Genomic DNA, 13,109 nt, shown 5'->3' on the forward strand with positions numbered 1-13,109 from the left:
AGTCGATCATGATATCCGGAAGCGCTTCATGAGCTGACGATGGATGATCCCGATGGCAAATGGAAAGCGTGGAGCAATCCACTTTACTGCCTTGGCATAGAGAGGCAGGGCAAATTCCTGTTTTCCCTGGTTCACACCGCGCAAAATCAATCGCGCAACTTTCTCCGCTGGCTCGATCGGAAAGCGGGTAGCTTTGATTTCACGCAGCGTCTTTTCGTATCCAGTTCCCCGGTAAATTGCCTTTTTGAAAATCGATGTGTTTACAAATCCGGGAGAGACGAGGTGAATCGCCACCCCATTTGCCCGCCCTTCATGCAGCAAACTTCGGTAAAGCCCTAACAATCCGGCCTTCATCGTGGCATACACCGTTGAGGTCGGATATCCAGAGTATGCTGATAGAGAGGAAATCAAAACGATTCGCCCGGATTTTCTCGTCACCATCTGGCTATAGAAATAGTGGCACCACTGGATCGGAGATAAATAATTGGTTTGATAGAGTTTCTGCCAATCCTCCGGCTTGATGTCCTTCACTTCACCGAACATCGAAATCGCAGCTGCCAGATAGACTTGGTCCACTTGCTTATCCGGCGGAAAATGGCTCGATAAAAAGCGCGCTGCCTCGTCACCATTTTCAAGATCCGTAATGCCGATTTTTGCAACTGCGCCCTTCTCTGTGACGATCGCTGCGACTTGATCGAGCGCCTCAGAGTTGCGCCCGATCAGCCATACTTCGCAGCCAGGTGCTGCGAGCTGCTTGGCCAATTCACGGCCAATGCCCGAACTAGCACCTGTGACCACATAGGTTTTGGAGGCCTGGGTGGACATCAGAAGCGATAATTCCAAGAAAACACCAGTGCATGGTGGCGTGCTTCATACCGACCATTCGCCTCCGGCACGCTGGAACCGGTTACGTCTCTGTTAGAATAACCGAATTGATAGGCGAGCATCCAATCCGAGCAGTCGCCACGGTGGCCGAATCCCGCATTGAACCAATGGCGATCAGCATCGGAAACACCTGGGTTAAAGTTTTGATCCGGTTGCGCGCTTTCATTGTAGTCGTAGCCAGCAGCAATGACATAACCGGAAGGGGTGGTATAAGAAACGCCAAGTTCGTAGATAAAGGAAGATTCCCACTCAAATGGCACCGCCACGGAATCTCCACCTGCAGAACTGGTTTTTAATTTGAGCGTATTGAGAGAATCCCAGTCGATCCACTCGACGTTAGCCTCCAAGTTCCAACCCGGTGCGGGCCGATACGAATAGCCTGCAGCTAGACGCGCGGGCGTGATGAAATTCATGTTGGACGAGCTATCGTCCGGCAACAGATTCGAATCGGTCCGGCCTCGCAGCGTGAAATCAGATTGAGTGGTAAAGTTGAAGCCGAATGCATGCTTTTCAAGCGGCTGCCAGCGCAAACCGATCGATGCAGCCGGAGCAAATCCATCTCCGGTAAATTTGAAGTAGCTTCCAGGGACCCCATAGATTCCCTGCGCCAATTTTAGATCCGCATAGTTTGCCGATAGGGATACCCCCACCGAAAGTTCATCGGTCAACTCGTAAGCCAGCGCCGCAGTTCCGCTCGCATAAAGCAAGCGAGCCTCGGTCACCACTGAACGGAACGGCGTATTTTGACCCCAGTCAGTACCCAGACCAAATGGACTATTGAGTCCAAAACCATAACTGAGGCGATCGTTGATGGCCGCTCCATAAAACAACTGCGGAGCGACCTGAATTTCACTGTCAGTTCCATAGGTAGAGCCATCGATTTTCGCGCGGTTCCCCAAAATGATGGAATAGAAACCAGCCTGGAATTCGGGCTGATCCAGTTGAGTCAAGCCCGCAGGGTTATAGAAAACAGCCGATGGATTATCAGCTGTTGCAACGAATGCATTCCCTTTGGCAGTCGCGAAAGCGTCCTGATTCGGGAGATAATATCCTGCCGCCGCCGAGCGTCCGCATGCGCATGCCAACCAAATTCCACCAAGTATCGTTTTCCTCATCATTTAGAAGTCTCTTTTTAATAAGATCTTCCTAGATGTCAGGAAAATTATGCAACTTGATGAAATTGGCTGATTTACATTTGGAAGATCGATTGTGATAACCGATCAAGCATCGTGTTCACTTAGATACCTCTCAGCTTCCAGGGCTGCTGCACATCCTTGACCGGCAGCGGTAATCGCCTGGCGGTAGTAATGGTCGGCGACATCGCCCGCGGCAAAGAGTCCGGGAGTTTTCGTAGAAGTTCTGCCTGCTGGAGTTTGCAGGATGTAGCCGTTTTCATCCTTATCGACCAAATCCCCGAGGAAAGAGCTGTTTGGAATGTGGCCGATTGCCACGAACACGCAGGCAACTTCCAGTTCACTTTCCTCACCGTTGACCAAATTTTGCAGTCTAACCGCGCGCATCTCACCTTTTTCATCGGTAAGATACTCACTCACAGCCGAGTTCCAGACCGGCTCGATCTTCGGGTTGGCCAAGGCGCGGTCCGCCATGATTTTGGACGCGCGCAGTTCGTCACGACGGTGGATGAGATAAACCTTGCTCGCAAAACGGGTAAGAAACTCTGCCTCTTCACAAGCGCTGTCTCCGCCCCCGATCACACACACAGGCACATCGCGATAGAAGGCACCGTCACAGGTGGCACAAGATGTGAGACCACGACCAATGAGTGCTTTCTCGTTCGGTAGACCAAGGTGGCGTGGTGCCGCACCGGTGGATACGATCACGGTTTTGGCTTCGTAGCTTTCCTCACCGGCCTTGAGCAAAAACGTCCCATCGGCACGTTGCTCGATCGACTCGACGGTGGCCCATGCGATTCTGGCACCGAATTTTTCGGCTTGTGCCTGAAGCTTCATCATCAGCTCCGGGCCCATGATTCCGTCCGGAAATCCAGGGAAGTTTTCCACCTCGGTGGTGGTGGTCAATTGGCCGCCCGGCTGGGTGCCAGAGAGCAAAAGAGGTGAAAGATTCGCGCGGGCAGTGTAAATGGCAGCGGTGTAGCCGGAGCAACCGGTGCCGATAATGATGACTTGTTCCATGTTTTCGTAAGGACTTCGGTCCGGGAAGTATTCCTACGGCGATCCATCCGAGTCAACCGCCCGTAATGGAAAACCTCACCCCTCGCAAAAACGGCAATTATTGGATCCCTCTTTTGCGTTTTAGCTCGTTAATCCAGTCCCGATCATCAGCCGACAAGTTGGTCTCCTTGGTTTTCAACATGTTGCCATCTGGCTCAATCAACACCAGCTGCCCTTTCGAGTATGCCTTCAGTTTCGCGAAGATCGTGCGGCCACGATGCCCGGTCCAATCTCGGTAGCCATTTTTCTCCAAACCTTTTCTCCACTCCGCGTAAGTCTTGTTGGAAGCCACGACATTTTGCTTTAGCGAGCCCCAGAAATAGTCCGCATCCCCTCGTTTGTATCCGCGGTAACGATTGATGACTTCACCGCTCGGGTTCAGCATCACAAACGAAGGATGGCCCATGATGTTGTACTGCTTCTCCAGGCGTTCCACGTAGTTACCCCGCCGAGTATAAAGACTTTCCCCCTCACTCATGGACTTCGCCTCTTTTCTAACCCCCTTCAGGTTGGCGTCGATTTTCAAACGCACCATATTCTCATTGGCCCAATCTCCGAAATCAAACCGACTGAACAATTCTTCACTAATCGCTTTATCCATGGGGCTGGACGAATCAGAGAACCAAATCAAAAGCGGTTTGCCTTCACGCATTGCTTTGCTCTTCGCATCCGTCTCGCTCAATTCCCAGGGACTCTTCGGTCCCTCAGCCATCACCGAAGAGAGTTCAGGCAGTTCCGCATAAGGATTATAGGGGTCCGTAAACGCGATGTCCTTTTCGGGCGTGATGACGCTCGATAAATTCTTTAGATTGATCGCTGACCCGTCTGCCGCAACGGGATTTCCCATGATGTCGGTCTGCGATGAGGAAGGATCCTCCGCCTTGTACAGGGACTTGGGAACACCTGCCATCCCAAATGGCGCGGCGTCCTCGTCTTTCTTTTTCTCAGGATCTGGGGTGAGTTTCGCACAGGACCAAGTCCCGAGAGCGATAACGATAATCCATGTAAACCGAAGCATTTGACGATCCTTTCCAAGATCGGAGCATCTGAAAACTCAAAAACTCCGCACTATTTTTTCAAGCGAACCGGTGTGCCACAGAACGTGCACCGAAACCAACGGAACAAGATCATGTGGATCGAAACGGGAATGATATGGCCCAAGCCTGGAATCCGGTGTGCTTTCGAATTCTTCAAACAATTTTTAGGGTAAAACAATCGCTGACCGCAAATTCGGCAACGTCCGTTGAAGCCCCAAATCATGTAGGCAATCGCTATCACTGGGAGAGCAATCGGAAACGCCAGGATCCACTTGGGAACCCAGTAAAATTCATCGTGCAGCTGATCGGACAAGAGAAGCAATGCTGCTGAAATGATAGCCAGCGGAAGAATGGCCATCAAAACCAGCGTGATAACCGCTCCGAAATAGAGGCCGATTGGATGGGAATGGAGAACTCCGCGGATGTAGCGTCTGGAGCTGGGTTTTTTCCCACGATTGGTCTTTTCACGCGGGGTCCGTAGCAAGGCGACCCGGTCTTCTTCGTGTCCCGCTTTCGAAGAGATAACCTTCTTAGGAGCTGGGCCGATTTCGTCGATGGATTTGATGCGTGAAACATCGATATCCAAGCGCGATCCTGGAGCATCGAAAGTCGTCTGCACCGTGCCCGACCCGGTAACCGTGCGAATTTGTGGTTTCGCCTGAGGTTTCGGGGCCTCGGTCCGGTCTTCCACGCGGACTTCCAGATCTCCGGAATATCGGCTCAAGAGAATTGCCGGAGGAATTTCCGAAACCTTTAAATGGTTATCCATCAGCAGTTTCGCAGGCAATGGAATCGCCAACGGTGCGGCATCCAGCATGGCGGCCACTTCCGTGTTTTCCTCGTAGTTGACCGGTTTCGCTGGATCAGCAACTGTCGATGAGTGAGCCTCTTCTTGCGGCGCAGAATCGACTGCCGGAGTCGCCACCGGACTAGGAGTATCCACGATTCCCTCCCGTTCACGCGCGCTTGCGATCCAGATTTCGACCTCACCGAGCGAAGGCGGGTTCTGGGTGATCTCCAAAACTTCGTTCGCCTTTGTCAGTTCTTTCGTCAGTAGATCGGCATTTGCCTTCGCGAGAACCTTGGTATCTAGAAATCCAGCTGCTTCAAGGAGTTCGAGCGAGGTTTCTCCGATACCGGGGATGTCATTGAGTTTCGCCATGTGGGTTTTGCTGACGCGAAATTAGAGACTGTGGCCGGTCTGGCAAGCCGTCATGACAACGCAGCCAGCATCTCTTTGAGCTGAGCCAACTTAGTTTGCCAATCCTGCAATCGACTCTTCTCTTGCTCAACGACTTCGGGCGGCGCCCGGTCGACAAAGCTCGCATTACCCAATTTGCCGGTGGATTTTTTGACTTCGAGTTCCGTCGCTGCAATTTCCTTGGTCAAACGGGACCGCTCAGCCTCGACATCGATAAGTCCGTCCAATGGCAGATAAACTTCGCCCACTCCAGTCACTACAGCGGGTGTGCCCTTGGGAGCGTCAAAAGTGGAATCGAGCGAGATTTCGGCAGCTCCGGCAAGCAATGCGAGCACACCGGTTTCTTCTGCCAACCAGTCTGGCGCTCCCTTGACGACAAATCGAACATCCTTGCGAGAGCCCAATTTGTATTCCGCCTTCAGATTGCGCAAACGCCCGGCAGCTTCGTAGATTTCAGCGGCGACAAACTGAGCATTGGTGATTTCATCCAAATGCAGGTCCGCCAGCAACGGCAACTCAGGCAAGGTCTGTTGCATGAGGAATTCGCCTTCCGGCACGTAGCCCATCCGAGCGGAAAGTTCTTCGGTCACGTGCGGCATGTAGGGGCTCAGCAACTGCAAATAACGGCTCATCGCAGCATCAAACACTCCAAGGGCGGTGGCCCGCACCCACGGTTCAGCGGATTCGCGCAGCTCAAGCTTCACGGCCTCCAGGAACTTGTCGCAGAAATCATTCCAGAGGAACTCATACAAACGATAAGCAATTTCGCCAAAACGGTACTCGCCGAAAAGGCGCACCAAATCGGCTGAAAGTTCATCCAGTTTCGATAGAACATTGATGTGATAGGGCCGGAGTCCGTGCAGAGTTTCCAGCTTTTGGAATGGTTCACCACCCATCTGCCGCAAACGGCAGGCATTGTAGAGCTTGTTGGCAAAATTGCGGCCCTCTTCAACCGATGATTCATCAAAGCGCAGGTCACTGCCGACAGGTGCGATCCGCATCAGCCCGAAACGCAAACCATCCGCGCCATATCTTTCCATCAGTTCCACCGGATCCGGTGAGTTACCCAATGATTTGGACATCTTGCGGCCTTTGAGGTCGCGAATGATCGCCGTGAAATAAACATTCCGGAATGGCAGAGCACCGGTGAATTCGAAGCCAGCCATGATCATCCGGGCGACCCAGAAGAAGATGATATCCGGCCCGGTTACGAGGTCTTCCGTCGGATAGAATTTCTTCAAGGTTTCGGTTTTTTCACCGACGTTCGCCATGGTCGCAAACGGCCACAGCCACGATGAAAACCAGGTATCCATCACGTCTTCGTCACGCACCCAGTTTTCCTCATCGTCTGGCGCTTCAACCCCCACGAGGATATCCCCAGCCGCCAAATTCGACATATCGAGGGACTCGGCGTTTTTCAGTTCCGCCAGTTTATCCTTCCGATACCAAACCGGAATTTGATGACCCCACCAGAGCTGGCGGCTGATGCACCAATCCTGCAGGTTTTCCATCCAGTGGGCATACGTTTTCGCCCAGCGCTCTGGCCGGAACTTGATATCCCCTTCAGCAACGGCTGCCGCCGCTTCATGAACGCATGGATACTTCAGGAACCACTGCATGGAAATGCGCGGCTCGATCGGCACCCCGCCCCGCTCCGAAAATCCGACGTTATTGTCGTATTCCTCAACTTTAAGAAGCAAGCCCATCTCCTCAAGCATCGCACCCGCTTTCTTGCGTGCGACAAATCGGTCCAATCCATGCAACTCCGGGCATTCCGGACAGTTGATATGCCCGTCTGGAGTGAGTGTATCGATGATTTCGAGGTTGTGCTTGAGACCAATCTCAAAGTCGGCCTTGTCGTGCGCTGGGGTGATTTTCAGCGCGCCCGTGCCGAACTCGATATCCACATGCTCGTCCGCGATCACCGGGATTTCCGCATGCGGAAACGGCCGCTTCACCTTGCGTCCCACATATTTGGCAAAGCGTTCATCTTTCGGGTTCACTGCCACGGCGACGTCGCCCATCAGGGTTTCAGGCCGGGTGGTGGAAATTTCAAGGAACTCGCCCGGCGCATCCGCCAGCTCGTATTTCATGAAGTACAGCTTCGATCGCTGCGGCGTCATGATCACCTCTTCGTCAGAAAGTGCGGTCAGGGAAACCGGGCACCAATTCACCATCCGCTTGCCGCGATAGATGAGCCCTTTTTGGAAAAGCTCCACGAAAACATAGCTCACCCACTCCGTGTAAGGGGTGTCCATGGTGAACCGCTCACGACTCCAATCGCAGGAGCAGCCAAGACGCTTCAGCTGGTTGATGATGATGTCACCATGCTTGTTTTTAAAGTCCCAGACACGCTGCAAAAATTCATCGCGACCCAGTTCACGGCGCGTCACCCCTTCTTTTTCGCGGAGTTCGCGCTCCACTTTCGATTGGGTCGCAATGCCAGCGTGATCCGTCCCGGGCAGCCACAGGACTTCCTTGCCATTTTGGCGGGCGCGGCGGGCTAAAATATCTTGAAGCGTGTTGTTCAAGACATGCCCAAGGTGAAGAATGCCAGTTACATTCGGCGGTGGAATGACAATCGAATAGCCATCCTTCTCCGAGGAAGGATCGGCTTCGAAGCATTTTCCATCGATCCAAGCGGCATACCATTTGGCTTCCACCGCTTGAGGTTCATAGGCTTTCGGCAACTCTGACATGAGGGCGGATGGATGCCAGACGTCAAGCGGTTTGTCCAGCATGGGAAATGCCCCTCACCGCGCAAAGAGCACACAAATCGGCTTCGGGCACGTCACCGACGATGCAATATCCCCTAAAAATCCCGTTTTCGGATCGATCGATCTTACCTCGATGGAATCCGAATCCTGATGAGCGCAAATGAGCCATTTGCCGCTAGGGTCGATCTTAAAATGACGAGGAGTCTTCCCGCCACATGCGAAGGTCTTCACCCATTCCAATTTCCCGGTTTGCTCATCGCGCTGAAATAATGCGATCGAGTCATCACCCCGGTTTGAACCATAAACAAACTTCCCATTGGGATGAATTTCAATTTCAGCCGTCGTGTTAGATCCGCGATAACTCTCTGGTAATGTGTTAATCGACTGGATAGCATCATACTTCCCTGAATCCGGATTTTTTGTGAAAACCGAGACGCGGTTTGCCAGTTCATTGATGACATAGACGTTCTTTTCGTCTTTAGAAAATGCCAGATGACGAGGCCCATCTCCTGGCGAAAGGCGCAGATCCATCTCAGGATTTTCGACGACTGCCGAAGTTTCCGGGTTGAAATCGCATACGAAAACTCGGTCCAATCCCAAATCCGGCATCCATAAGTGCCGATTATCTTTCGTGAAATAAACTCCATGCGCATGGGCACGGTCCTGCCGATTCGCGTTAGGCCCTTTTGCATCGTGGCCAATGGTCGATACCAATTTTTCAGGAATGCCCTCCTGATCTAACCGAATGGTAGAAAAACTACCGTCTGAATAATTTGCGACCGCCACAGTCCGCCCCAACCGGTCAACTGCCACATGGCATGCATTGATGCCGCCGGATGATATCTCTTTAATAAACTCGAGTTTCCGATTTTCTAAAATCCGAAACGCAGCCACTGAGCCCACCCCCTTGCCAAAGTCCCCCTTTGGAACCCCGCAGCAATATAAGATCGGCTTTACCGGGTTTTGCACCAGGAACCCGGGATTTGTGTAGGTAGCAGCTAACTCAGGCTCACCGAGTTGCCCCGAACCGCTATCGAACTCCAAATGATAGATGCCTTTCGACTTTCCTCCTCCAGAGTCTGTTCCGATAAACAATGTGTCTGCTTTGGCAGTGCTCCAAGGTTGGATGCCACAGGTAAATAATAGACACGCGATCCAGCAGCTTGTTTTTCTCATCATATTGAATATTCGCATCATTTGGCGGATAGAATCTATCCCGATTATGTGCCAGGCACCCTCTGACCAACGAACATTGTTTAATCAAACCTCTATTCAATCAAGTCACCTAATATGATACCCCTATAAAGAAAAGCCACTCCCGAGCTGGGAGTGGCCATTCAAGGATTCTAAGATTGTATCGGTTAGAGAGAAGCTTTGATCGAATTGAACTTCGCCTTAAGAGCCTCAAGAGACTTCTCGGTTTTCTCGATTTCGTTACCGATAGAAAGCAGCTCGCTCAACTTAGCATTCATTGAACCCTTGGTGGTAGCAGCAGCTTTACCAGCCTTACGGCCGCGTTTTGCAGGAGCAGCAGCAGCGGCAGGTGCCGCTTCACCAGATGATTTCAACCAGCTTGAAATAGTCAGTTGGGAAATACCAAACTTCTTAGAAGCAGCACTTTGACCACCACGACCATTCGTCGCATTGTATTCTTCCACGAAGGAAACGATATTTTGCTTTTCGGCGGGAGTGTAACGTTTACCTCTTACGCCTGCTTTTTTTGCATTAGTACTCATGACCCGGGCAAAGTAATACCGGCTATACTATAGACAAGTAAAATCCGCGATTTATTAATCAAAACTATCAGTTTGTTCATTCGATCGTATCGAGAACGCTAAAAATATTCTCATAATCGGTCATATTGGTAATCCAATGATCTGCGGCTTGATGAACACGAGGTCTAGCTACAGCTCCACCATAACCTATGAAAAGATCCACATCGGGAGTCGTCTCTAGATCAGAGATACCATCTCCCACCATGACTACCTTGCCGGGTAACATGGCTTCCTTCCATTCGCGAATTACCTGATTTTTACCTAGATTGCGTGTCGTCGGGTAATCTTCTCCGTAGCCGGCATAGCTGCCGTCTTCATTGAGAAATAAAGGAACCGCTTCGATATGGTCGATGCCCAACTCTTTTGCCAGTGGCCGGATCAGGGGCGCGAAACCGCCAGAAAGAATTACTGGAGTCCACCCATTAGCTTTTAGAAGAGCGATCAGTTGTTTGGCTCCAGGCGTAACATTGTTCAAATATTGTTGTGATACAGCATCACATATCGATTGATCAGGACGGATGATATCCATTCGTATTGCAAACACTTGATCGAGTGCCACTTCTCCATTCATCGCCGCGTGAGTGAGAGAAGACACTTTTTCGAAAACGGCGTCCCCCGAATGACGAGCTAACTCATCAATGCCCTCAATCGAGGCTAATGTGCAATCACAGTCAAAGAAGATCAGCTTGCCCTTCTTTTCTACGGGCGGAATGACCGTGAGTTCCGTGCCTTCCGCTACAAGATCATACAATTCCAACATTTCTTGATTTGTCAGACAAAAGCATCCGTGGCTGGTGGGAATGCCAATCCGATCCTCACGATTGGTGCCGTGGATATAAACATAGCGCTCCAGCGTGTTCGAATTGTCTGGATCCAATCCATCCAACTGCAGGATTCGCGTAAGGACATAATCTTTCGAACAATCCCCACCGTCCCAAATTCCAATCGGAACCCGCGCCTTGAAAATCGTATTCAGCGGTTCTCCATCGCCGATTTTTTTTGCAATTCGAAATCTCCCGGTTGGGGTTCGATAGCTTCCTTCGGCGAAACCTACTCCTTTAGTCGCTGTGGAAATGGTGAAACTACGGACCAACTCGCCGTCGGAGATGACATCAAGGCGTTGCTGATCGATTGATACTTCGAGCCGGATCGGATTCGTCATTTGGTGAAATCGCTAGAATGGAATTATGACCACCCATCCCGTGGGAAAGTTTGATCACAGGTGAGTTGGCATCGATTGCATGCGTCGGCAATGTAAATCCCGCCGGTTCACTCAGACCTTCGCGGTTCGGCGGCAATTTACCATCTTGCAAAAAGCGGGTCAGCACCACGGTTTCCAAAAGCCCGCTCGCACCAATCGTATGACCAAGATATGGCTTCAATGGGTGCAGCGTCACTTTTCCCACTTGCGACAGGCGGCGAAACATTTCTGGCTCCGCCCGTCCCTGAACCGAGGTGCCTGTAGCATGTGGACAAATGGCATGACTGGTTCCGACCGCTCTTAATGCATGCTTAATCAACTCGCCGGTGCGACCGCCGTCCGACGGTATACCGAGAGGATCGACCCCATCGGAATTCGAACTGTAGTATAATAAGCGCGGGTCCGCATTTGCCTTATGACCTATTGCCATGGCAGCAGCGCCTTCACTTGGGATGAATCCAGACGTTTGCGGATGATAAGGATCCAGCTGAAACTGCTTCGCCAATAATCCTGATCCCGCATAGCTATCCAAAAGCACCGGGACCAAAGGCAAATCCACCGCGACCACCAAAGCACGCGGAGCCATGCCGCTGCGGACCATCATCATTGCCATCCCGAGTGCGTCCAATCCGGCAGCACAACCACTGGCGGTGACTTGATTCGGCCCATAGATTCCCAATTCGATACTAATCGCGCTGCAGGATTCGCTATGAATCGTATTACTCGCCGCCATCAACTTAAATGGCCGGCGGCCTGGCCACGAATTGAGCCAACCGGCTGCATTCCCGCGACTCGTTCCTACAATCAAAGCAGATTCACTCAATTCATCCGCAGACCAGCCAGCTGCCGCAACCGCCTGACGCGCGACATGCAAAGCCGCCATGGTCACCGGACTCCACTTCCGGTTGGTTAGAACACCGCGCTGTGAAATCCATGCTCCAGGCAACGCCGCATGCGGACTCTCCATTCCGAGCAACTCGCCCAACGGACGAAACGGCGACACTTTTGATAGAACCGCCGCATGATGATCTTCGACACTTTCCCCTAATGCGGAAAGCGCACCCATGCCTGCGATGAAAATTGGCGAATCGATGGCCACGGACTAACAAGCAGAAATCAGCCCGCAATACTAAACTCCTGCACAATTCCCCCAGCACTTGCAAAATCCTTGGCGAACTCGCGGAACGGCCCCATCGTTCGGCTCCGGTAAGCTCACTGCCAAAGCCGGTTTTTCACTCATGAATACGGTCCTTGAAACCATTGATGGCGGCACCCGTTACCTGGAAAAGCGAGGTATCGAAGATGCCCGTCGAAATATGCAAATGCTGGTCGCTCATCAATTGGGCTGCACCCGAATGGACCTTTATCTTCAATTCGATCGCCCGATGGTGGAAGCCGATCTTGCTCCACTGCGTGATGTTTTGAAAAAACGCGGCGAGGGCGTGCCCATCCAGCATTTGCTGGGCACCGTCTATTTTCACAACCGGGAATTCAAAACCGATGCCAGAGCATTGATCCCCCGGCCGGAAACGGAAGAACTTGCCGAACTCATCCTTTCCCTTACCCCCACCTCCGCGCAATCCGTGCTCGATATGGGCTGCGGCTCCGGCGTTCTCGGCCTCACCCTGGCGGGAGAGCGACCCGAATGGCAGCTCACTCTCGCTGACGTTTCGCCCGATGCACTGGCGCTAACATCGGAAAATGCGATCGCCCTTGAAATTCAGAATTACAACGCGATCCACTCGGATTTGTTTACCGCGGTTTCTGGAACTTTCGATGGCATTGCCGCCAACCTTCCCTACGTCCCGGAGGCGGATCGTGCCAGCCTGAGTAAGGAAGTCACCTACGATCCGGACCTCGCTTTATTTAGTGGCGAGGACGGATTGGATCTCATCCGCCGTTTCATCCCGGAGGCATTTGCCCGATTGAATCCGGGTGGCTGGATTGCTCTGGAAATCGGCCACGATCAGGCTTCACAGGTCAGCAGGATTCTCGCAGACTCCGGCTTCACCCGCATTGAAGTCCGGAACGATCTTTCCGGTATCCCCCGCTTCCCCATCGCCTATCGCGATTGAACTTTCAAATCTAACGCCTTCATTCC

11 protein-coding genes are annotated in these 13,109 nt (G+C 52.1%); 1 reads left to right on the top strand and 10 read right to left on the bottom strand.

Translation table 11 applies throughout. From position 1 onward, the window contains the following. Positions 1 to 6: 6 nt before the first annotated feature. From JIN85_RS01430 to JIN85_RS21845, 10 genes are all read right to left on the bottom strand, one after another. Complete coding sequence (locus tag JIN85_RS01430) at positions 7 to 825, bottom strand: SDR family NAD(P)-dependent oxidoreductase (RefSeq protein WP_200266882.1); 819 nt, start codon at positions 823 to 825, stop codon at positions 7 to 9. Further along, the gene (locus JIN85_RS01435; RefSeq protein WP_200266884.1) at positions 825 to 2,003 is read right to left on the bottom strand and encodes an OmpP1/FadL family transporter; all 1,179 of its coding nucleotides are present in this window, start codon (positions 2,001 to 2,003) and stop codon (positions 825 to 827) included. Before JIN85_RS01435 ends, JIN85_RS01430 begins: the two co-directional genes overlap by 1 nt. A 102-nt stretch (positions 2,004 to 2,105) precedes the next feature. Further along, positions 2,106 to 3,038, bottom strand: a complete 933-nt coding sequence (gene trxB / locus JIN85_RS01440) for a thioredoxin-disulfide reductase (protein ID WP_200266886.1) — start codon at positions 3,036 to 3,038, stop codon at positions 2,106 to 2,108. 97 nt (positions 3,039 to 3,135) lie between these two features. After that, positions 3,136 to 4,095, bottom strand: coding sequence for a thioredoxin fold domain-containing protein (locus tag JIN85_RS01445; protein WP_200266888.1), 960 nt, complete (start codon positions 4,093 to 4,095; stop codon positions 3,136 to 3,138). A gap of 50 nt (positions 4,096 to 4,145) precedes the next feature. Next, positions 4,146 to 5,276, bottom strand: coding sequence for a DUF4332 domain-containing protein (locus tag JIN85_RS01450; RefSeq protein WP_200266890.1), 1,131 nt, complete (start codon positions 5,274 to 5,276; stop codon positions 4,146 to 4,148). A 50-nt stretch (positions 5,277 to 5,326) separates the two neighbouring features. Beyond that, positions 5,327 to 8,056 carry a valine--tRNA ligase gene (locus tag JIN85_RS01455; protein WP_234047168.1) on the bottom strand — a complete coding sequence of 910 codons (2,730 nt, stop codon included), beginning with the start codon at positions 8,054 to 8,056 and terminating at the stop codon, positions 5,327 to 5,329. A 12-nt stretch (positions 8,057 to 8,068) separates the two neighbouring features. Next, entirely contained in the window at positions 8,069 to 9,211 is a 1,143-nt protein-coding gene (locus JIN85_RS01460; protein ID WP_200266892.1) for a lactonase family protein, read from the bottom strand. 182 nt (positions 9,212 to 9,393) lie between these two features. Further along, entirely contained in the window at positions 9,394 to 9,768 is a 375-nt protein-coding gene (locus JIN85_RS01465) for a hypothetical protein (protein WP_200266894.1), read from the bottom strand. A 76-nt stretch (positions 9,769 to 9,844) separates the two neighbouring features. Further along, the gene (locus tag JIN85_RS21180; RefSeq protein ID WP_234047169.1) at positions 9,845 to 10,969 is read right to left on the bottom strand and encodes an HAD-IB family phosphatase; all 1,125 of its coding nucleotides are present in this window, start codon (positions 10,967 to 10,969) and stop codon (positions 9,845 to 9,847) included. Next, complete coding sequence (locus JIN85_RS21845) at positions 10,920 to 12,107, bottom strand: beta-ketoacyl synthase N-terminal-like domain-containing protein (protein WP_200266896.1); 1,188 nt, start codon at positions 12,105 to 12,107, stop codon at positions 10,920 to 10,922. Before JIN85_RS21845 ends, JIN85_RS21180 begins: the two co-directional genes overlap by 50 nt. Before the next feature lie 139 nt (positions 12,108 to 12,246). On the opposite strand from JIN85_RS21845, the gene prmC reads away from it, so the two are divergent. Then, positions 12,247 to 13,083 (top strand): peptide chain release factor N(5)-glutamine methyltransferase, encoded by an 837-nt coding sequence (gene prmC, locus JIN85_RS01485; RefSeq protein WP_200266898.1) that lies wholly within the window; start codon positions 12,247 to 12,249, stop codon positions 13,081 to 13,083. Positions 13,084 to 13,109 lie beyond the last annotated feature (26 nt).

It is taken from the genome of Luteolibacter pohnpeiensis, assembly GCF_016595435.1.
Classification (GTDB): Bacteria; Verrucomicrobiota; Verrucomicrobiia; order Verrucomicrobiales; family Akkermansiaceae; genus Luteolibacter; species Luteolibacter pohnpeiensis.

Excerpts from the sequence above, each read along its gene's own strand:
- JIN85_RS01430 (WP_200266882.1), bottom strand. The coding sequence starts at position 825 with ATGTCCACCCAGGCCTCCAAAACCTATGTGGTCACAGGTGCTAGTTCG.
- JIN85_RS01435 (WP_200266884.1), bottom strand. The coding sequence starts at position 2,003 with ATGATGAGGAAAACGATACTTGGTGGAATTTGGTTGGCATGCGCATGC.
- trxB (WP_200266886.1), bottom strand. The coding sequence starts at position 3,038 with ATGGAACAAGTCATCATTATCGGCACCGGTTGCTCCGGCTACACCGCT.
- JIN85_RS01445 (WP_200266888.1), bottom strand. The coding sequence starts at position 4,095 with ATGCTTCGGTTTACATGGATTATCGTTATCGCTCTCGGGACTTGGTCC.
- JIN85_RS01450 (WP_200266890.1), bottom strand. The coding sequence starts at position 5,276 with ATGGCGAAACTCAATGACATCCCCGGTATCGGAGAAACCTCGCTCGAA.
- JIN85_RS01455 (WP_234047168.1), bottom strand. The coding sequence starts at position 8,056 with ATGCTGGACAAACCGCTTGACGTCTGGCATCCATCCGCCCTCATGTCA.
- JIN85_RS01460 (WP_200266892.1), bottom strand. The coding sequence starts at position 9,211 with ATGATGAGAAAAACAAGCTGCTGGATCGCGTGTCTATTATTTACCTGT.
- JIN85_RS01465 (WP_200266894.1), bottom strand. The coding sequence starts at position 9,768 with ATGAGTACTAATGCAAAAAAAGCAGGCGTAAGAGGTAAACGTTACACT.
- JIN85_RS21180 (WP_234047169.1), bottom strand. The coding sequence starts at position 10,969 with ATGACGAATCCGATCCGGCTCGAAGTATCAATCGATCAGCAACGCCTT.
- prmC (WP_200266898.1), top strand. The coding sequence starts at position 12,247 with ATGAATACGGTCCTTGAAACCATTGATGGCGGCACCCGTTACCTGGAA.